The following is a 20770-nucleotide window of genomic DNA, read 5'->3' as shown; positions in this document are numbered from 1 at the left end:
TCAGAACTGGCCTGACCCTTCTACATTCAAAAATTTCAGCTAATCGACTGTTTAGTAGATAAGTTATTCAGTAGCTAAACTACTCAGCAGCCAAAAAGTCTGGTAATTCAGCCACTTGTTTCTCAAGTTTTTTCAGTTTCTTTTTACCGAGACCACCCAGTACATCAACCGCATGACGCAATCGTGTCAGCGTCATATCAGCACCGATAATCGCCATAGAGTTCATGACTGGCGTTGATGACGTGCTACCAGCGATAGCGATAAAGAACGGCGCCATAAAGTCACGCATCTTGATATCGAGGTGAGCGGCCATACCTTTTAGCGTGGCGTAGATGTTTTCTTCTGACCAAGTTGGCAGGACTTCTAACTGCCATAATGACAGCTGTAGCATATCCATGATTTGCTCAGGGGTGAGTGACTTATGTGTAAAGCTCTCAGCATTGATAGCAGGTAGGTTTTGGAAGTAGAAGCCACTCCAATTCACCGCATCAGACAGTAGTTCAATACGTGGCTGAATCGCCGCTGCGATAGCGGTTAATTTATCGCTATTGCTTGCCCACTCAAGGATTTTGTTCTTTAGCTCTTCAGGGGTAAGGGCGCGTAGCCACTCTGCGTTTAGCCAGTTTAGTTTTTCGATATCAAAGATAGGGCCGCCAAGTGACACACGCTGAATGTCAAAACTGGCAATCATTTCTTCTAACGTAAACTGCTCAGCATCATTTGGCATCGAGTAGCCCATACGACCGAGATAGTTTAGCAACGCTTCAGGTAGTACGCCCGCATCACGATAGTAGGTGATAGAGGTTGGGTTTTTACGCTTAGACAGTTTTGATTTGTCTGGGTTACGCAGTAATGGCATGTGGCAAAGTACTGGCATCTCCCAACCAAAATATTCATAAAGCAACTGATGCTTAGGCGCAGAGTTCAACCACTCCTCACCGCGCATCACATGACTGATATCCATCAAGTGATCATCGACGACATTGGCTAAATGGTATGTTGGCATGCCGTCTGTTTTTAGCAGCACTTGCATGTCGACTTGGGTCCAAGGAATCTCAACCGTACCACGTAGCATGTCATGTACTTGGCAGATGCCTTCGGTAGGCACGCGCATACGAATTACATGCGGTTTGCCTTCAGCGACCAATTGCTCGGTAGTCTCTGGTGCAAGGTGAGCACAGCGACCGTCATAACGTGGGGTCTCACCATTGGCCATTTGCTCAGCACGCATGGTATCTAGCTCTTCACTGGTACAAAAACAGCGAAACGCATGATCTTTTTCTATGAGCATCTCGGCGTGTTTGGTATAAATATCGCTACGTTCGCTCTGACGATAAGGGGCATGAGGACCACCGATATCTGGACCCTCGCTCCAATCTAGACCGACCCAACGCAGCGCGTCTAAAATCATTTGTTCAGATTGCTCGGTTGAGCGTGTTTGGTCAGTGTCTTCGATACGCAAAATAAACTCGCCGCCGTGCGCTTTAGCAAAGGCCAAGTTAAATAGTGCGATATAAGCTGTTCCTACATGAGGAAAGCCAGTCGGTGAAGGCGCGATACGAGTACGAACAGGGCGCGTTGGTGCTTGGGTCGATGTTTGGGTCATAGGAATCTCAAAATACGTTTGTTAATGAATGTGTTGGTTAATGAATTTAGCAGTGAAAGAGGGTAATAAAAAATCGCAATGACAAATATGCATGAAATATTTGAATAAAAAATACGGATGAAACAATAGTCGTCAAAGTAGAAAAATAGCGTAAAATATAGCGCTAGTATAACAGAGAGATAGGATATTTTTAATGAAAAGCCCTTCTAGCGCTTGACTACAGATATATCCTTGCGATAATAATGCTAAGCAAGGCATAACTTGTTTATTTTCATCTGATTTTTTACTATTACTGGCCAATATGGTCGCCATCTACTGAGTCGTTTGTGTCACTATTAAATAATAAGCCAGAAAATAAGCCACTATCTAACGTAAATCATCCTGAAACTGCTGACGATACACACTCTGACGAATTAAGTTTCGTTCATGATGCCGTGCTTCTACCAGAAACCGTCGCTGCGGTGCTGGGCGTCAAGTCCTTGCCGAAGCAAACAGGCAATGATGCTCAAAGCAGTGTCAGCCAAAGCAATGACGACCAGAATAGCTTGCAGATAAGCGGTACTTACGTTGATGCAACCTTTGGGCGCGGTGGTCATAGTCGACTACTATTAAGTCAGCTGGCCGATGATGCGCAGCTGATTGTCTTTGATAAAGACCCGACAGCAATTAGCGTGGCTCAAGAGCTGGCAAGTACAGATAGCCGCGTGACAGTGGTTCATGACAGCTTTGCGACATTGACAGACAGTCTAGCTGCTATGGGTATCATGCAAGTTGACGGTTTGATGGCAGATTTGGGTATTTCTTCACCGCAGATTGATGATGGCAGTCGTGGCTTTAGCTTCATGCGTGATGGTGCGGTTGATATGCGCATGGATACCAGCCGTGGCCAGTCGGTCGCAGAATGGCTGATGAAAGTCGATGATGAGACGTTGGCTAATGTGCTTTATGACTTTGGCGAAGAACGTCATAGCCGCCGTATTGCGCGTGCGATTAAGCAAATGGACAGCTTTGAATCGACGCTTGAGTTGGCAGAAGTAATCAAAGTTGCGCATCCTAACTGGCAGCGCGGCAAGCATCCAGCGACTCAGAGCTTTCAGGCAATGCGCATTTTTATTAATAATGAGCTTGGCGATGTCGATGCCTTTTTAGAGCAAAGTATCCCGATTTTGAAATCAGGTGGGCAACTGGCTGTCATTAGCTTTCACTCATTAGAAGACCGCCGTATTAAGCAGTTTTTGCAGCGTCATAGTAAAGGGCAGTACCCAGAAGACGAAAATCTACCAATGCCACCCAATCGTCCACGTTATTTTAGCAAGCCTAAACGTGTGGGTCCAAGCAAAGCTGAAACCAGTCAAAATCCACGCTCGCGTAGTGCATGGTTGCGTATGGCAACACGTACGGATATCGACTACCTGCCTGTCGGTGATTAGTAAAGTCTAGATAGTTGGCACATAAGTATCTACTTATTCTAAGTACTTAGACATATAGGTGCCTAGATATATAAATGCTTAGATATGTCAACGCTCGGGCATGTTATTTGGTCAACTATCGATTTGTGAAATATGACTGATGTTTTAATGGTTACGTGGCTGTTAAAAATCTGTAAACATTCTCTGCTAGGCTCGACAGTTGCTTTCTTTTTTGTCTGTTTGGTTTTACCTTTATCTTTACTGATGGTGCTGATGGCTCATGAGTGTTTCATCACTCATAGACGGTTATCGCTTTTTATATTTTGAAGTTCAATTTTTGAGATCGTCATGGCAATATCTGACAAACCGACAAAACGTCGCGCCGCACCGCCCTATAATAACGATATCGGCGAACTATTCGTGCGCCGATTTAATGTGGTCAGTATCTATGTGGCAGTGCTATTGATAATAGCCGCTGCGATTGTGTGGAGCGGTATCAAAACAGCCGAAGGCGTTCAGCAATATCATCAGGACTATAAAACCTTGCAAGACATGAAAAAACAAGAGCGTAAGCTACAAGTTGAGCACCAGCGCTTGCTCATTGAACAACAGACATTTAGTGCGACACCGCAAATTGCGAGCCGTGCTGTGTCTGAGTTGGGTATGTTCTCACCAACCCTTAAAGACAAGCTCATTATCCAGCCAGGAGCTGCTACTGTATTGGTACCAGTGGTCACTACTGATTCAGATGAAGAAGAGTCATATGCTGTTGGACCACGTGCTTCTACGGATTTGTCTCCTGATGTTGCGGAAGCGGAGGCTGGACAATGAGTGATAAAAAACCTGTCAAAAGTACCAGAAAAAAACCAGCCAGCGGAAAGGTCACTAAGCCATTGCGTCCTGCTAGCGCGGCTAAATCTGGACAAACGAGCAGTAAGCCTGAAAAACAATCTTCTGGTAACCGTAAGGCCAAACTATTTGATCGTCTAAAAAAGAACGAAGACAAGGGTGCTTATACCAGCGTCAAAAATCAAAAAGCCAAAAGAGCATTTTTAGGTAAGGCGTCTGGCGCGTCCTCTCGTGGCGGTTTTGAGCACGATAAAAACCGATTTCGTACTATTTGGGGTATAGCATTAGTCGTATTGGGGTTGCTCATATCCCGCGCGTATTATTTACAAGTCGCTAATGCGCAGTTCTATCAAGATAAAGGCAATGAGCTTATTACCAGCGTGCGTACGCAAAAATCTTATCGTGGCATGATTACCGATCGTAATGACCTGCCATTAGCCGTCAGTGCGCCACTTGCCACCGTGTCTTTTAGTCCGCATGACTATTCGCGTGAGTATTATGAGCTAAAGCGAATTATTCTTACCAACCCTAGCAGTCCACAATTACAGGCGCGTATGCAAAAGCGTCTAGACAATATGGATCTGACCACGCTTGCTGCTGCTGCCAATATCTCAGTCGACGAGTTAAAAAAAGTCACCGCCATTGATGACAGTATCGATGTCACTGACGAAGCAGCGGTAAAAGCAGCACTGCCGTCGGGCGCAGGCTCACATTATCTGCCATTGTTGAATAAGGTAACACCTGAGATTGCTCAGAGTGTCAGCTCGCTTGATTTTCCTGGTATCTATGAAAAGAATTTCTTTCAGCGCTATTATCCGCAGCCGCAACCAAATTCGCAGTTATTGGGCTTTATGGGACAAAGTGCGAGCGACCCTGAAGGTGGCTACGAAGGTCGTGCCGGTATCGAGCGTCAGTATGAAACCGAGCTGGCAGGTGATGATGGTAAAGTATTGGTATTAAAAGATGCCAAACAAAACAGCTTAAAAGAAATTAAGCAAATTGAACCAGAAATACCGGGCAAAGATGTGGCATTGACCATTGATTCACGCTTGCAGTATTTGCTTTATAAAGAGCTGGAAAAAGCAGGTCGTTTGCAAAAAGCACGTTGGTCGACGGGTATGATCGTCGATGTGCAAACAGGTGAAGTGCTTGCACTATCGACATGGCCATCATTTAATTCAAACAATCTAAATGAGATGACTGGTGAAAACCAGCGTAACCGTGCGCTTCTTGATGTATTTGAACCGGGTTCAGTAATGAAGCCGTTTACGGTTGCTGCTGCTTTAGATTCTGGTAAATATACGCCGACTTCTTTAATCGATACCAATCCTGGATCTATCCGTGTTCGTGGCTATACTATTCGCGATCACAATAATCTGGGTATGATCAATCTGGCAACGCTATTACAGAAATCTAGTAACGTGGCCTCTACCAAGATTGCGCTATCCCTGCCAGCTGATGCTATTAGTAATATGCAAAGGCAGTTTGGTTTTGGCGCGAAGACACCATTACAGTTCCCTGGTGAGGGCAGTGGTCTGATTGTGACACCAAAAGAGAAAGAAACAGCACGCCGTGCAACTGTCAGTTATGGTTATGGTCTACAAGTGACCCTGGCACAGGTGGCGCAAGCTTACTCAGCGCTAGCGGCAGGTGGCGTCATGCATCCATTGACCCTAACCAAAAATGATAAGCCGCTGCCGAGCAAGCGTATCATGGCGCATGAAAAGGCAATGTCGATTGTCCAAATGCTAGAAAGTGTCACCGAGCAGGGTGGTACAGCCAAAGCCGCTGCTATCGATGGTTATCGCGTCGCTGGTAAAACAGGTACATCGCGCCGTATCAACCCAGATGGTGGCTATTATACCGACCAGTACCGCAACGTCTTTGCTGGTATGGCGCCAGCGTCCAATCCAAAGTTAGTCGGTGTGATGCTCATTGAAGATCCACGCGGTCAAATTTATGCTGGCTTGACGGTAGCCCCTGTGTTCCATAACGTTATGAAAGAGGCGCTACGTTTATATAATGTACCTTTAGACAAGCCGTTAAAAACGGAAGAGCCATAGTAGTAAGGGTGTAACTGACCGTTTTTGCATGCTTAGCGCTTAATTATTCGATTTGTTTTAACCATTTAGGATTTGCCAATGACTATCTTATCGCCAAACGATGCTCCTGTTACCTTGCAACAATTGCTTGAAGCCAATAGTAGTCATAAACAGGGTTTACAGCAGGCATGGACGGCGATGGTAGTGGCATCGGATACTCAGGCAGCGACTCAAGACAAATCGAACCATATCGATGTAATTGCCACTATCCCATTTCAGCAGTTTCGTCTAGACAGTCGTCAGCTCGAAACCAATGATGCATTTATTCTCTTAAAAAGCCAGACACCAAACTGTCAAAAAAGCCGCAACTATCTATCTCAAGCTGCTAAAAATGCGGCCTTTATTCTATCGGAAGTCGATCCTATCGCTCTGTTTACTACGGCGAATGTATCAAATTCTGCCGATATTAGCTCATCAGGGGGTAGTATCTCGAACGCACAGCAACAATTAGCTGCGCTATCTTGTCCTGTATTATACGTACCCAATATCCGTGACTTTTTAGGTGATTTAATCCAATCTCGTTTGCAGTATCAGAAGTCAGCGACCTTACCAAAGGTCGTTGCTGTCACGGGCACCAATGGCAAAACCACTATCAGCCAATTGGTAGCGCAATTAACCCAATTAACTGGCATGAGTAGTGCAGTGATGGGTACAGCGGGTAATGGTCGACTTGGCGCATTGGTACAAGCCAGCCATACGACAGGCGATGCTTTAGCTGTCCAGCAATTCTTATATCAAATGGGCACAGAGCGCGCTGAACTATTGGCATTAGAAGCCAGCTCTCACGGATTAGATCAGCAGCGCTTGCAAGGCATGCCAGTGTCTGTGGCGATTTATACCAATTTAAGTCGTGACCATTTAGATTATCATGCCGATATGGCAGAGTATGCAGCGGCAAAAGCCAAGTTGTTTGATAGAGCACATTTTCCAGATTTGACGCATGCCATTATTAATATCGATGACGAGTATGCACAGGTTATGATTGATACTGCGCAGGCTAGCAATGTAATTGTTTGGACCTATAGCTTAGATTCATCAAAGACGGCTACTTTTGTGGCGGCTGACATTAAGCCAAGCCTACAAGGTGTCGAAATTACCTTACGTAGTGATATGAATAGTAATGGTTCTAGCAATCACGATATAAGCAACATAAACATCGTGAGCCCATTATTAGGACGCTTTAACGTTGCTAATTTGCTCGCGGCTATTGCTGCTTCAGTGGCGCTTAGTGTGAACTCGAATGATACTGATAACGGTATATATAGTGATATTGAACGTATAGCCGCCGTTGTGCCGCAGTTACAAGGTGCTGTTGGACGTATGCAGCGTGTGCCATCTAATGATGGCTGTTTCATCGTAGATTATGCGCACACCCCTGATGCGCTGAGCCAAGTGCTGGCCAGTCTCAAGACTCATTGTAAGGGACAGCTGTGGGCGGTGTTTGGCTGTGGCGGCGACCGTGATGCTGGCAAGCGTCCATTGATGGTGCAAGCAGGATTGGCGGGTGCCGACCAAGTTATTTTAACGGCTGATAATCCACGTACCGAAGATCCCAATGTGATTTTACAAGACATGCAAGCTGGTATGAGTACAGAGCAATATCAACGTACGCATATCGAACCTGCCCGCCAAGCCGCCATTGAGTATGCTGTCAGTCATGCCGCTGCCGATGATATTGTTGTTATCGCTGGTAAAGGACACGAGACTTATCAAGAGATTAATCATTTCCGTTATGATTTTGATGACAGTGTCATCTTGCAGCAAACGCTAGCGCAAGCGGGCCGAGTATAAGCAATTGGCCTTGGTGCAATTTTAGCAATCAGCAGCCCTAATATTTGAATGTTCAACAGACCCTAATGTTTATAAAAATTAAGTAGTCATCATATAAGGTAATCACTATGACAGCCGACAACGATACTGCCACTCAGTCGCAAGGGCTGTATGTCTGGCAAGTAGATAATCTGCTTGCCGCGACAGCATCTCTTGATGGTCATTGGCAGTTATCACCAGAACAAATAAATGCAGGACAGACAGTGCTATCAAACGATGCTGTCACTGGCAATCGTATCGCTACCGATACCCGCACGATAAAGCCAGGTGATATATTTTTAGCGCTGAGCGGCCACAATTTTGATGGTCATGATTATATCGATATGGCAGCATCACAAGGTGCAATCGCTGCTATCGTATCGCGTCCTGTTACCAGTCCAAATAGCATTCCGCAGTTGGTAGTGAGTGATACGCGTTTAGCCCTAGGTCAGCTGGCCGCTTATCGTCGTCAGCAGCACGCAGATTTGACCGTAATTGCAATCACTGGTTCTAGTGGTAAGACCACCTGCAAAGAGATGCTTGGTAGTATCTTTGGTAGATTGGCGCCGACACTGATTACCCGTGGCAACCTAAATAATGACTTGGGCGTACCGATGATGCTACTTGAGCTGTCGGATCATCACCGCTATGCTATCTTAGAGTTGGGCGCTAATCATATTGGTGAGATTGCCTATACGACTGAGATTGTTCAGCCTGACGTGGCTTGTATCCTGAATATTGGCACTGCGCATTTGGGTGAATTCGGTAGTCGCGAAGGTATCTGCCAAACCAAAGCAGAGATTTATAGTACATTAACCGATAACCAGTGTGCCATCGTTCCTGATAAGGATGATTTTACCAATCAATTGCGCCGTATCGCTGAAAAGCAGACGTCTCATGTAATTGGCTTTGGTAATACGGACGTTAGTGCTAGCCATCTCGATGTAGAGCCTGAGCGCAGTGAGTTTAAATTGCATATTGGCAGCCAAGTTCATGATATCAACTTGCCACTGGCTGGTGAGCACAATGTCAATAATGCTTTGGCCGCTGCTGCCTGTGCGCATGCACTAAATATCGACGTGAGTGATATCGTGATTGGTCTTGAAAATGCCCGTCCAGCCAAGGGACGTTTGAACAGTCAGTTGCTCGGTATGCATCGCTTAATTGATGACACTTATAATGCCAACCCCCATTCGGTGCGTGCAGCTGCTAAAGTATTGGCAGCGCAGACTGGTACGCAAGTGATGGTGCTCGGTGATATCGGTGAGCTAGGTGAAGCAGCTATTAGTGAACATCAAAGTTTGGGTCGTACGATTGCGACCACAGGCATCAATGTGCTGCTTTGTGTTGGTGAGTATGCCCCTTATACCGTGGCGGGTGCGAAAGAGATTGCTGATATTAGCGCTCATGCATTCACGGATAAAGACAGTTTATTACAGTATTTACAGCCGTATTTGCAAGCGCAACAAGCGAAGCCTTGTACTGTGTTGTTCAAAGGCTCTCGTTCCATGGAAATGGAAACCCTTATAAATGCGCTAGTCGAGGAGTAGGCGGTGTTAGTTTGGTTGTTTGGCTGGCTTGGCCAGTATTATACGCCGTTTTCTGCGGTTTCTTCATTGACGTTGAGAGCGTTACTTGCGGTCGTGACCGCGCTTGCCTTTAGCATGATTTTTGGTGGACGTGTCATTCGACACCTGCGTGCATTAAAGTATGGTCAGGCGATTCGTAGTGATGGGCCACAATCACATTTGGCCAAAACGGGTACCCCGACTATGGGTGGGGTGTTGATTTTGAGCGCGATTGGGATATCGACATTGCTTTGGGCACGCTTAAATAATCCTTACGTTTGGATTTTACTCGTTGTCATGATTATTTTTGGGGCAGTGGGTTGGGCAGATGATTGGCTCAAGATTAAGTATAAAAATCCCAAAGGCTTAATCGCTCGCAAAAAATATTTCTGGCTCTCGATGGGCGCGTTGTTCGTTGGAGTGTCTTTGTATTATATTGCGACGCTACAGCCAGATATCGCGACTACTCGTGAGATGCAGGATCTGTTATTGCCTATCTTTAAAGATTGGATGATTCCATTTTCGGCAGTGCCTTTTGGTATTGGTTTTATTATCTTTACCTACTTTGTGATCAACGGCTCATCCAATGCTGTCAACTTGACCGACGGTTTAGATGGTTTGGCTATCTTACCAGTGGTTTTAGTCGCAGCAGGTTTAGGGGCGATGGCCTATGTATCAGGTGATGTACGCTTTGCTGATTACTTGCATGTGCCTTATATCGCCTACAACTCTGAAGTCATTATTGTTTGTGGCTCGATGATTGGCGCAGGACTTGGTTTCTTATGGTTCAATGCGCATCCAGCACAAGTATTTATGGGTGATGTCGGCGCACTTGCCCTCGGTGCGATGCTCGGTACGATTGCGGTTATGACTCGTCAAGAGATTGCCTTCGCCATTATGGGTGGTTTGTTCGTCGCTGAAGCACTGTCTGTTATGCTACAAGTAGGCTCGTATAAACTGCGTAAAAAACGCGTGTTTCGTATGGCACCATTACATCATCACTTTGAAGAAATTGGCTGGAAAGAAACGCAAGTGGTGGCAAGGTTTTGGATTATCGCTATCATTCTTGTTATTTTAGGTCTCATGACTTTAAAGCTACGTTAATAAAGCTACGTTAACTTTAAAGGTTCGTTAATTTCAAAGCGACGTTGATACCGTCATTCTGATTGACGTTGAATTAATATCAATACTGTTGACTAAAAAGCCACTTCAAATCTATTTGAAGTGGCTTTTTGTTTTCCAGTCATCACGTTTTTAATAGCTTCTTTTCTGCATGAACTAACTCGAATTTTGCTAAAATGTCAGTCATATTTGTATGACTTTGAGAAACTCGTGTCTTTATTTATCTGCCCCCTTTGTCAATCTCCACTACAGCCTGCTACAGATACGTGGCGCTGTGATGGTAGCCTACACCCTAAACAAACGGTACATCCATTTGATGTGGCGCGTCAGGGTTATGTCAACCTACTGCCAGTCCAACAAAAAAAATCCAAAGCACCGGGCGATAGTCAGCAGTCTATTGAGGCACGCAAGCGATTTTTGCATGCTGAACACTATAAGCCATTGAACGATTTAATCTGCCAAAAAATGGTGGCGTTATTGTCGTCAAATGAGCAGGTAAATTGGTTGGATATTGGTTGTGGAGAAGGCTACTACACACAGGCAATGGCGCAACTGGGCACTGAAGTTATCGATACTTTAATCGCTGCTGATATCAGTAAACCTGCATTGGTTGAATTGGCCAAAGTCAGCAAAGCAGTAGGCCAGTTATGGTATCAGCAGAATAAAGAGCCATCTGCTCAGATGACGGCGATTTATCCGCTGGTCACCAGTGCTGCACACTTGCCATTACGCGCTCGTAGTGTGACGGGTATCAGTAGTATTTTTAGTCCCATTTTGCCAGAGGCTTTTGCTGAAGTATTGGCTGATGATGGCTATTTAATCATTGCCAAGCCTGATGCAGGTCACTTGGCAACGGTGCGTGATGCCTTATTCGATGATGTGCGCGAGCATGATTCTGATAAATTTCTGACAGAGTTGTCTCCGTATTTCACGCTATTAGATACTCATCGTATCAGTACAGAATTGACGTTATCAGCAGGTGATTTGGCTGATTTAATGGCCATGACCCCTTATGCCTATCGTGCACGTAACGAGAAAAGACAGACGTTGCTAGAAGCTGTGGAAATGAAGCCATTTAATACTGAGGCAAAGTTTGTGGTCTATGTCTTGCAAAAGACGACCGATAAGTAGCTGCTTCTAACAGTGTACCTATATAGATATACCGTACTGATGACTAGAATATGGCTAGCATTAATACTCTCCTAATAGCCAGCCACTCACAAAGGCAAAGTACTCTCGAAACCATGCATTATAGCGAATAGATAAAGGCGTAGGACTGGCGACAGTGATAGGCTGTTCATAGCCTTGATGCTTGGCGATACTGGCTGCGCGAATGGTATGAAAGTCACTGGTCACAATAGCAATAGGCTCAGCGATAGACAGCCCGTTTGCTTCTAAGATGTCTCGGCTATTGGCTAAGTTTTCTTCGGTACTGGTGCTTTTACCTTCTTGTAAAATACGCTCGAATGCTATGCCGTGGGTCTCATGTAAGTACGTTGCCATAATATCAGCCTCGCTACGTGTACGCTGAAAGCCCACGCCGCCACTGGTTATGACCAATGCATTAGGTTGTGATTCGATCAGTGGTACAGCGGTGTCCAAGCGTTTGGCGAGGGTCGGTGTTGGCTTGCCTGCTACCGTCCCTGAACCCAGTACAATAATCGCTGCCACGGTCGATGCAGGCTGTGTGCTAAGCGTAATCTGCTGCTGTAAGGAGTAGATAAAGATCATAAAGCTGATGAGCCAAATCGTAAATACAGCCCACAGTCCATACCAGAGTCGGTTCAACCAAAGGTTCTGGCAGCAATATCTGCGAATAGTTTGCCAAAATAGCCCATGAGCGACAAAGACTATCCCTAATAGCAACGGTACTACCGAGCCAAAATTAATTTTACCAACCGCTATCAAAGCAACACAGTCAACGATGATCACGATACCGATAGTGACTAAGATGACACGAGTGGTGATAAATAGTATTTTTGACATAGAAATAATACGCTTGTATGTAGATAATCGATATATGAGAGAGTGGTTTTGAAGGTGCCGAGCCTAAGATTATCACAGTCGTACATTATGATAGATGGATACAATATGGATTTTTAAGGCGGGTTATCAATCATCAAATAAAAAAGAGCTCCCTAATGGGGAGCTCTTTTTTTGGAAGATATATAAAATTGCTATTTAAACAACTTCTAGCGATGCATACCACGGATAGGGTAGTTATTTTCTGGATTTCTAATAAAAGCTAAACCACCAGCGAGCACTTCTAGATCTGGACGAGCAAATGGTGCATTTGAGATATCGAGTATCTGAATATCACCTTCTGCATTGATAATAAACAAGCCAGGCTCAGCGAATGGATGGTCGGTTTCTTTCTCTGAGCGTGGGTCAGAGATGTATAGACCTAGCATGTGCATCTGCTCAACAGTTAGACCGTAAGCGATAGGGAAGTTAATGTCTAACTCTTCTAGGTGCGCGTCTAGTTGCTCTTTGCTATCACCTGAGATGGCGATGATATCAACGCCTACCTTAGCAAACGACTCTTTTATAGACTCAAGCTGAGTGAGATATTGAGTGCATTTTGGGCAATGTTTACCGCGATAAATGACGACCATTTTCCAGTCATGACCATTTTCGGGCGTACCCAATGATTTTACTTCGCCATTTAGCATGGTTACTTCTATCTCTGGGAATTTTACGCCAGCATGAAGTTTTTGAGTGTAGTCTGTTGACATCGTTTTTATCCTTATCGTTTTATTAAAATTTATTTATGTTGAATTTGATTGATCGTTCAATATACTAAGTACCGATACTACAAATAAACGCTCAACAATGAAGTTGGCTTTTTGTTAGCGAGTGCAAGGTTTTATAGCTACTCAATTTTCTTATTTTCTCTCGTTACATGACACTGGTAGGGCGAATGAGATACTTGTTTTATCTGTTATTATCTGATCATCTATTTAAGTAATATGTTAACGCAGTAAAACTTTTATAGTGGAATGACTATGATAATACTGCGATTGAGTATGTCAAATATCATAGCACTGAAGTAAAACATCAAAAAGCTAACGCGATATTCGACAATAAACATCAACATACAAAGAAGATAGATAGTTAAGCAATAGGTGGTAATAATTGAGGATATTGAAATAATAGTTCTGAGCTATTACATTTCTTAAAGTTTGTCTAAAGTAATAATTGATATTATCGCTGTAATACAATGAGTTTATTATTTGGTCACTATAATTTTTTGAGTGAATAATGATAAGTAGCCACGACGTTTAGACAGGTGCGCATAAGTACCTCTGTCTGACTATGACTAACTTTCAAATATCAATCCAAACGAGAGCATGTTATGACCCTTACAAAAACAGCTAAAGCTTTCAGCTTGCTTGCTATTGTCACTGCCATACAAGTTTCATCACTGACCTCTGCCTACGCGCATGACCTTAGTGAACATACCATGCCTGCCAAAGAGTGGCAGATCACAGGCCAGCCTAGTGTCGCTGCTGATTTTATCAAACTAGAAGATGGTACTGTTTATTTAACGGATAGCCACCATCAGTTGCTCTCTTTTGATTTGTCGGACTTTTCAGCCGATGATCAAACCTATATTTTGGAAAAAAACGCCCATATTCAAGCGATCAATCAGCTAGCAGTGATTGACAATCTAGTAAGTAGTAATCAATTAACGGCTATCCAAAATCCAAACGATACTACTGTTATCGCTAACGATAATGGAACGGCACTAAATAAAGCTGATGCGGCAACGTTTGTCATGACGGATAACAGTGACACACGCTCTGTCTTATTCTTCTACTTGTTGGGTGGCTTGGTCTTAGCGAGTGGTTTGGTTTTGTTCTATGTTTTGAATATACGCCACAAGAAAAACCGACCGTCAAAAATCACCTATTCAGTTTTTGGAGTATTGGGTTCAGCTGCTTTGCTTGTGGCTTGTAGCAGTACTGAGACGGCTCAAAATATCGGTGAAAAGACGAAAGAGGCGGTTGCTCATTTGCCCGTACCAGCCAATGATATTGATTTTATGACGTCAGTATTTGGCTCATTCGATAACGTCAGTACTCATCATGATGATAAATATCTGTATGTCGAATCAAATGGTATCCCAAGCCACGAAATGATGACAGGTATCACCAGTTGGCAACAGCAAGTACCTATAGACCAGGATTATACCAATGAGAACAGTTGGGTCATTCCTTTACAGCCTGAGCTTGCCGATGAGCCTTTAATGGCCAAAGACAATTTTATGAAAGGGGCCATCGCTATTGCAGCTAATGGCATTCCTATATTTAACCCATTAAACAATCGTGGTGAGGATGCCAAAGCATTCGGAGAGTTAGACAATTGGGGCGGGCATTCTGGACGCGCTGATGACTACCACTATCATCTTGCACCAACCCATCTACAGTCACAAGTTGGTGAAGGTAAGCCCATTGCTTATGCACTAGACGGCTTTCCTGTCTATGGTGAAACCGATGATGAGCTTGATGAATATTTAGGCAAATTCAATGAAGACGGTAGCTATGAATACCATGCTACTTCAGAGTTTCCGTATTTAATTGCCGGTTTGCGCGGTAAGGTCACTATAAACCCAGATACGAAAGCACCAGAAAATGAAATTTCACCGCAAGCACATACTCATGGCGTTCGCCCAGCGCTGACGCCTTTGCGCGGAGCTGAGATCACAGATTATAAGATTATAAGTCCGACTCAATACAGTCTAACGTATACCCATGACGGTCAAGAGCATAAGCTTAACTATGGTTGGGGCGCTACTGAAGCGACCAAAGATATTTATACTTTTGAATTTATTGATCCAGAGGGTACGACCGTACAGACTTATAAACGCACTGATGACATACAGAAAAAATAGTGTGCATTCAATGATAATGATCAGTTATAGAAATAATAAGCTGATTTCAAAAACCATCTTATATAATGCTAAGGAATCCTAATGAAACCTATTTTAATACCTGCTTTGCTAACCACGACAGTATCTGCTGTATTGCTGGCGGCGTGTAGCCAAACTCAGATAGACTCAGCGGCCACCGATGCCAATGAGCAAACGACAGCATCAGTAAATAGCAGTGCAGATGCCAGCAGCTATACTGGCACCGCTAGCTTAACTCAAGGTGTTGCTCAGACTGACGTGACAAATGCCTATGAATGTGACCGCGGTCGTCAAACCAACATCGGCAGTATCCAGTCAACTGATGGTAAATCGTGGACAGTACCAGCAGCAACCAATTTGCTCAATACAGATTTCCCAGTGGCGTCTGACTTAAACAACCCTTGTACGGGCAACGACTATCGCACCGCAAGTGAAGCTTTAGCTCAACTTGATGGTTCGGACATCATTGAAGTAGACGCAGATGGTGAGGTGTATACCGCTTATGTCTTTGCAGATAATTACTTTGAGATGTACGTCAATGGCGTAGCCGTCGGGCGTGACAATGTACCGTTTACTCAGTTCAATTCAAACATTGTACGTTTCAAAGCAAAAGCACCGTTTACCGTTGCTATGCATTTGGTAGATTGGGAAGAAAACTTAGGTGTTGGTTCAGAGAGTAATAATGGCTCAGAATTTCATGCAGGAGATGGTGGTCTAGTCGCTGTGATCAAAGATAAATACAATAGCATCATCGCCAAGACTGATGAAACCTGGAAAGCACAAACTTTTTATACCGCACCGATTAGAGACTTGTCCTGTGTTAGTGAGTCAGGTAGCGAGCGACTGTCTAGTAATTGTGTTACCACAGCTAATGTGCAAGATGGTTCGGCAGATTATGGCTTGCACTGGGAATTGCCTACCAACTGGCAACAAGCAGACTTTGATGACTCTAGTTGGCCGAACGCTACCACCTATAGTAATCAAACCATTGGGGTAGACAACAAATCAGCTTATACCAATTTCATAGATATTTTTGATAATGAAAAAGCAGATGCTGAATTCATTTGGTCAACCAATGTAGTACTCGATAATGAAGTTATCGTACGCTACACAGTAAATGGATCATAAAACCTGAAAAGTATTGGTGTTGTTCCAAACGAGCTGACAACACACATATTTAGGTTGGCGGGAATTATTTTAGAAAAATGGAGCAAGCCAAGTATATCGTTGGCTTGCTCTAGTCAATCCTCTATAAATTGGGTACGGTGTCAGTCTCGCTTAGCCTACTACTTGTAGTGCTTTCACTCGGCTTCCTTGTATCCAAATCATATTGAACCGACTATATATAACCTAAAAATAGGTCATACGTTAGAAAAAACCTCGCTATTTGTATGAGTATCCAATGCGTACTCTATATACAACGATATGCGCATAAACTACTGACTGGTAAATACCACCGTCTTAGTGCCATTCGTAGATGGCTGACTTAGTGTCACCTTGCTCGCTAAGATATCGCCTTTAGCATTGATTTTGTAGCATTCGGATGAAGTTCCTATAGGATCAGAGCTCAGTAATAAGTTTTTTGAGTTTTCTATACAGAGCCATGCCGTATTATTGGTGTCTCGCGTAAGAGCCCAGTCTTGCTCATACGACCCTATTTTTTTACGCATACTGCTATCAGCATAGACGGTTTCAGTAATCAACTTATTTGAGTCGCCGACTGTAGCCATTTTAGGAATGATGGTTGTCTGGTTTGATAGTGAGTATTTGCCCGTGCTATCCGTGAAGCCATGAAACACTAGTGGATTCAGGGTGAAGTAATTGATAGCGACTGACTGATCAGTAATTCGATTATTCACTTTATTGATAGTATTTACTTCGGCACCTTGCACCGCTTTATTATTGAATTGAAAGCTGCCCTTAGGCGTGATTTGAATGTCCGCTGAGGCACTTTGATTGCCTACAATAGCAACCAATTTTTCACTACGTTGTTTGGTATAGATGTTGAGCATCGCAGTCTCAATGGGGTATTGCGTGACAATTTTATCAGTATTATTATTTTGATTATTGCCCATCGTTCCATTGCTCATACCACTAGCACAAGCGCTTAAACCTAGCCCTGCTATGATACACAATCCTAGTGTTTTCATGATTTAGTCCTTTAGTTGGTTCAATTCAATTTAATACTATAAATAGCTACTATAATTCAATTTTTGGGTAATGACATCTGCTACGTATGGCAGTCTTCAAATAGGACTTCGGTTTATATTTTTAATCATCTTCGGAAAAATTATCTATTTAGTAGTGCGCCTTACCTAATAGGTCGTTATCGTCATAAATATGCAATTTGCTATTATGCTTAATACTTTCAGGCAGTTTCTGAATGTTATTGCCTTCAATATATAACGTTTTTAAGTGACATATATGCCCGATACTCTCAGGTAATTCAGTAAAACTATTATTGGAAAGATCAAGTATCTCCAAATGCTTAAGTTGTTCGATACTTGTAGGTAGTTCGCTGAGCTTATTGTCACTAAGCACCAGTTTAGTCAAGTTGCCAAGCTGTCCGATACTTTCAGGTAGCTCACTGAGGTTATTGTTATCAAGATTCAGTATCTCTAAACGATCAAGCTGTCCAATGTTAGTAGGTAATTCATTAAGGTTGTTATGACTGAGAGTCAGTTGAGTTAGGTTGTTAAGCTCACCAAAGCTTTCGGGTAATACACTGATTTTATTGCCACTAAGCGTCAGTGTCACCAAGTTGCTAAGCTGACAAATACTCTTAGGTAATGCGCTCAAATGGTTATTAGCAAGAAATAAATAAATTAGGTTATTAAGCTGTCCAATGCTGGTGGGTAAAGAGCTGAGATTATTGTCAAAAAGAGAAAGATAAGTCAAATTATGAAGCTGCCCGATGCTCTCAGGTAATTCATTAAGGGTATTACTACCAAGCGTCAGTTGAGCTAAGTGACTAAGCTGTCCAATACTTTCAGGTAGTTCTTTGAGATTGTTGCCAGTGAGACCAAGTTGAGTTAAGTGACTAAGCTGTCCAATACTTTCAGGCAGTTCTTTGAGATTGTTGCCATTAAGATCAAGTTGAATTAAGTTGAGAAGTTTTCCAAGGCTCTCAGGTAACTCTCTAAGACTATTATAATTAAGAACAAGCCGATCTAAATTCTTAAGCTGTCCGATACTTTCAGGTAGTTCGGTAAAAATTTGAGCTTCCAAAACGATGCTTTTTAATGCTAGCAAAGCTTCTTTATCACGAGATATAGCATCATCATTGATGTCAAAACTATCTGCCCAATCCCATATTTTCTGCATCCAGAAACTGTTAGTGGTTACCTTACACGCTGCTATTACTGAATTGAGTGCATTGCTACTTATGTCAAGCTCTGTAAGAGCATAAGATTCATTTGATTTTTGATCAGTATCATTAGAATTTTGAGGCATAAAGTTTCCCAACCTTAATAGAGCACGTTGATATGTTGTTTCAACTAAATCATATCATTTAACCACTCTACAATCTTACTATCTACCCATGCCATAGGTCTTTTGATAGCTTGACCTGAATAGGAAAGGTGGCGTCATAGCATTTAGGTTTTTTAACTAATATATCGTAGATAGTTGTCCTACTCATTCTGTATGGTGCGTCACTTTTTTAGTTGCGACGTTCTTGGCAAGAAAAAGGTCATTATATTGTTGATTTTAGTTTGATTAGTTAACCACTGCAAATAAACTAACATCATACGTAGGATGCATAGAAGTAAATAGAGTTGGATAGGAATATTGCAGACAGCAGAAGGTAATAAGTATAGACAGAAAGTCCTACTACTAAAGGAAGCAAGGGATATATAAGAAGGTAGAACAAGATAGGAAAGCTGATGCTTGGATTAAGCAGAATAAGATTGGCGGTGAAGGAGGGATTCGAACCCTCGATACGCTATTAACGCATACACACTTTCCAGGCGTGCGGTTTCAGCCACTCACCCACTTCACCGTTTTTTGACTGGCTCAGTATAGCGGATACCATTTAAAATGTCACCACTTACGCCTTATCTTTCTTTATTTGCAGACGCCTGCTAGGATAGCGTATACGTAACAATAAGCAAAGACGGTAGAAGACTGAATGATAAGTGTTGGTAGGCTCAAATACAATCTCAAGAACAGCATCATAATGACTATTATGACAGTTGTAGTAAGCATAACCTCAGCGCACGCTGATGATTTTACCCAGTGTAGTGAGTCTTTTTATGGTGGTGTCTACCCTGAATTTACCAATGACAAACTAAGTAACAAGACACAAGCGCTATGTATGGATGGTTTTGCCGTCATGTACTCAGGTGTATCGCGTACACCGCTATGGTCGGCAGAACACCTAGACCGCAAGCGCTTACAGCAAGCCAAAGAGATTGATCGTGAAGACAGTTTCCACGAGGAAAGCAAGCTTCCAGACTCAGCACGTGCTTCATTATCAGACTATTCAGGTTCTGGCTATGATCGCGGACATTTAGCACCCAATGCAGATATGGCCAATCGCAGCCAGCAATATGACAGCTTCAGTTTGGCCAATATTGCGCCACAGTCACCCCGCAATAATCGTTATATTTGGCGCAACATTGAATCGGCGACTCGTTATCTGACTCAGCAGTATGGCGAAGTCTATACGATTACAGGGGTTTCATTTACGAATAAAAAAACCAAGCAGCTCGCTGACCGTGTGCTCGTACCCAGTCATTTCTTCAAAGCTGTCTATATTCCAGCGACCAATCAAGCAGGGGTATACTACGCACCAAACGATGAGTCAGAGCGTATAGAAGTCATCAGTATTGATGAGTTGGCTGCCGAAACTGGTATCGACGTCTTACCAATGCTGGACTCTCAAACCAAAAAACAAGCATTTGACTTGCCCTTAAAAGCGGGCGAAAGCTCGAACATACCTGATGCACCAACAGAAGAGCCTACTTGGATGCTATTTGTTTGGGCGATTATTGAGTGGCTATTGGGTCAGCTGCAAGCATAGAGATTTATATGTAAAAATAGGCATATAATTGAAAGTAATGATATTTGGAAATAATATAAGATGTTATTAATAGGATGGATGACCAAATGATTGAACCTTTTGCCAATAACCACCAAAGTATGCAGATAGGTGAGCTTGTCATTGAAAATCAAGAAGACAAAATCATTATTTATGGCGATCTTGATCTGACTTTAGATGCATCTGGATATGAGCAAGCCCAGCAGCTACATGCACTAACCACTAAAATTATCCAAGCTTTTGAAGTTGATGACACCTATAGTAAGAATGAAGGTAAGTCAAAAGAAAAGGATGACCAATTGGGCAAAGATATAGATAATCCTTTTCTATAACTCTTTGATATAGTTTTGTT

At 43.1% G+C, this 20770-nt stretch carries 16 protein-coding genes and 1 tRNA gene; 11 read left to right on the top strand and 6 right to left on the bottom strand.

Annotated features, from left to right (window positions below):
* Window positions 1-79: 79 nt before the first annotated feature.
* Entirely contained in the window at window positions 80-1606 is a 1527-nt protein-coding gene (gene gltX, locus I6E61_RS11605; protein WP_197134934.1) for a glutamate--tRNA ligase, read from the bottom strand.
* A 434-nt stretch (window positions 1607-2040) separates the two neighbouring features.
* Between gltX and rsmH the strand changes: the two genes are divergently transcribed.
* The 7 genes from rsmH (at window position 2041) to I6E61_RS11570 (ending at window position 11596) form a co-directional block, all read left to right on the top strand.
* The gene (gene rsmH / locus I6E61_RS11600) at window positions 2041-3036 is read left to right on the top strand and encodes a 16S rRNA (cytosine(1402)-N(4))-methyltransferase RsmH (RefSeq protein WP_197134965.1); all 996 of its coding nucleotides are present in this window, start codon (window positions 2041-2043) and stop codon (window positions 3034-3036) included.
* Window positions 3037-3363: 327 nt separating this feature from the next.
* A complete protein-coding gene (locus I6E61_RS11595) occupies window positions 3364-3846 on the top strand; it encodes a cell division protein FtsL (RefSeq protein WP_197134933.1) in 483 nt (160 codons plus the stop codon).
* Window positions 3843-5927: a penicillin-binding protein 2 gene (locus tag I6E61_RS11590; protein ID WP_197134932.1), complete on the top strand. Its 2085-nt coding sequence runs from the start codon at window positions 3843-3845 to the stop codon at window positions 5925-5927. Before I6E61_RS11595 ends, I6E61_RS11590 begins: the two co-directional genes overlap by 4 nt.
* Before the next feature lie 78 nt (window positions 5928-6005).
* Entirely contained in the window at window positions 6006-7757 is a 1752-nt protein-coding gene (locus I6E61_RS11585) for a UDP-N-acetylmuramoyl-L-alanyl-D-glutamate--2,6-diaminopimelate ligase (protein ID WP_197134931.1), read from the top strand.
* 107 nt (window positions 7758-7864) lie between these two features.
* Window positions 7865-9325, top strand: a complete 1461-nt coding sequence (gene murF / locus I6E61_RS11580) for a UDP-N-acetylmuramoyl-tripeptide--D-alanyl-D-alanine ligase (RefSeq protein WP_197134930.1) — start codon at window positions 7865-7867, stop codon at window positions 9323-9325.
* Between the two features lie 3 nt (window positions 9326-9328).
* Window positions 9329-10447, top strand: coding sequence for a phospho-N-acetylmuramoyl-pentapeptide-transferase (gene mraY / locus I6E61_RS11575; RefSeq protein WP_197134929.1), 1119 nt, complete (start codon window positions 9329-9331; stop codon window positions 10445-10447).
* A 228-nt stretch (window positions 10448-10675) separates the two neighbouring features.
* Window positions 10676-11596, top strand: coding sequence for a putative RNA methyltransferase (locus tag I6E61_RS11570; RefSeq protein WP_197134928.1), 921 nt, complete (start codon window positions 10676-10678; stop codon window positions 11594-11596).
* A 60-nt stretch (window positions 11597-11656) separates the two neighbouring features.
* Here the strand turns inward: I6E61_RS11570 and I6E61_RS11565 are convergent, their stop codons facing one another.
* The gene (locus I6E61_RS11565) at window positions 11657-12451 is read right to left on the bottom strand and encodes a YdcF family protein (RefSeq protein ID WP_197134927.1); all 795 of its coding nucleotides are present in this window, start codon (window positions 12449-12451) and stop codon (window positions 11657-11659) included.
* A gap of 206 nt (window positions 12452-12657) precedes the next feature.
* Window positions 12658-13200: a peroxiredoxin-like family protein gene (locus tag I6E61_RS11560; RefSeq protein WP_197134926.1), complete on the bottom strand. Its 543-nt coding sequence runs from the start codon at window positions 13198-13200 to the stop codon at window positions 12658-12660.
* Between the two features lie 620 nt (window positions 13201-13820).
* Here I6E61_RS11560 and I6E61_RS11555 point away from each other — a divergent pair.
* Window positions 13821-15359 (top strand): YHYH protein, encoded by a 1539-nt coding sequence (locus I6E61_RS11555; RefSeq protein WP_197134925.1) that lies wholly within the window; start codon window positions 13821-13823, stop codon window positions 15357-15359.
* Window positions 15360-15440: 81 nt separating this feature from the next.
* Window positions 15441-16505 (top strand): hypothetical protein, encoded by a 1065-nt coding sequence (locus I6E61_RS11550; protein WP_197134924.1) that lies wholly within the window; start codon window positions 15441-15443, stop codon window positions 16503-16505.
* 308 nt (window positions 16506-16813) lie between these two features.
* Here I6E61_RS11550 and I6E61_RS11545 read toward each other — a convergent pair whose 3' ends face one another.
* The 3 genes from I6E61_RS11545 to I6E61_RS11535 form a co-directional block, all read right to left on the bottom strand.
* Window positions 16814-17527 carry a hypothetical protein gene (locus tag I6E61_RS11545; protein ID WP_197134923.1) on the bottom strand — a complete coding sequence of 238 codons (714 nt, stop codon included), beginning with the start codon at window positions 17525-17527 and terminating at the stop codon, window positions 16814-16816.
* A gap of 148 nt (window positions 17528-17675) precedes the next feature.
* On the bottom strand, window positions 17676-18830 hold the full coding sequence (locus I6E61_RS11540; RefSeq protein WP_197134921.1) for a leucine-rich repeat domain-containing protein: 1155 nt from the start codon (window positions 18828-18830) through the stop codon (window positions 17676-17678).
* A gap of 456 nt (window positions 18831-19286) precedes the next feature.
* Window positions 19287-19377: transfer RNA gene (locus I6E61_RS11535), tRNA-Ser, on the bottom strand.
* A 186-nt stretch (window positions 19378-19563) separates the two neighbouring features.
* Between I6E61_RS11535 and I6E61_RS11530 the strand changes: the two genes are divergently transcribed.
* Both I6E61_RS11530 and I6E61_RS11525 read left to right on the top strand, forming a co-directional pair.
* Entirely contained in the window at window positions 19564-20400 is an 837-nt protein-coding gene (locus tag I6E61_RS11530) for a DNA/RNA non-specific endonuclease (RefSeq protein WP_227685854.1), read from the top strand.
* Between the two features lie 86 nt (window positions 20401-20486).
* Window positions 20487-20750, top strand: coding sequence for a hypothetical protein (locus tag I6E61_RS11525; RefSeq protein ID WP_194197901.1), 264 nt, complete (start codon window positions 20487-20489; stop codon window positions 20748-20750).
* Window positions 20751-20770: the final 20 nt, after the last annotated feature.

Source organism: Psychrobacter sp. NZS113 (assembly GCF_015864825.1).
In the GTDB taxonomy this organism is placed as follows: Bacteria; Pseudomonadota; Gammaproteobacteria; order Pseudomonadales; family Moraxellaceae; genus Psychrobacter.
Note: the sequence above shows the minus strand (reverse complement) of the source record. Positions and strands in the feature narration are given on the sequence as shown.

Excerpts from the sequence above, each read along its gene's own strand:
- I6E61_RS11590 (WP_197134932.1), top strand. The coding sequence starts at position 3,843 with ATGAGTGATAAAAAACCTGTCAAAAGTACCAGAAAAAAACCAGCCAGC.
- I6E61_RS11585 (WP_197134931.1), top strand. The coding sequence starts at position 6,006 with ATGACTATCTTATCGCCAAACGATGCTCCTGTTACCTTGCAACAATTG.
- I6E61_RS11595 (WP_197134933.1), top strand. The coding sequence starts at position 3,364 with ATGGCAATATCTGACAAACCGACAAAACGTCGCGCCGCACCGCCCTAT.
- murF (WP_197134930.1), top strand. The coding sequence starts at position 7,865 with ATGACAGCCGACAACGATACTGCCACTCAGTCGCAAGGGCTGTATGTC.
- I6E61_RS11555 (WP_197134925.1), top strand. The coding sequence starts at position 13,821 with ATGACCCTTACAAAAACAGCTAAAGCTTTCAGCTTGCTTGCTATTGTC.
- I6E61_RS11530 (WP_227685854.1), top strand. The coding sequence starts at position 19,564 with ATGACAGTTGTAGTAAGCATAACCTCAGCGCACGCTGATGATTTTACC.
- I6E61_RS11540 (WP_197134921.1), bottom strand. The coding sequence starts at position 18,830 with ATGCCTCAAAATTCTAATGATACTGATCAAAAATCAAATGAATCTTAT.
- I6E61_RS11560 (WP_197134926.1), bottom strand. The coding sequence starts at position 13,200 with ATGTCAACAGACTACACTCAAAAACTTCATGCTGGCGTAAAATTCCCA.
- I6E61_RS11545 (WP_197134923.1), bottom strand. The coding sequence starts at position 17,527 with ATGAAAACACTAGGATTGTGTATCATAGCAGGGCTAGGTTTAAGCGCT.
- I6E61_RS11565 (WP_197134927.1), bottom strand. The coding sequence starts at position 12,451 with ATGTCAAAAATACTATTTATCACCACTCGTGTCATCTTAGTCACTATC.
- gltX (WP_197134934.1), bottom strand. The coding sequence starts at position 1,606 with ATGACCCAAACATCGACCCAAGCACCAACGCGCCCTGTTCGTACTCGT.
- I6E61_RS11550 (WP_197134924.1), top strand. The coding sequence starts at position 15,441 with ATGAAACCTATTTTAATACCTGCTTTGCTAACCACGACAGTATCTGCT.
- I6E61_RS11525 (WP_194197901.1), top strand. The coding sequence starts at position 20,487 with ATGATTGAACCTTTTGCCAATAACCACCAAAGTATGCAGATAGGTGAG.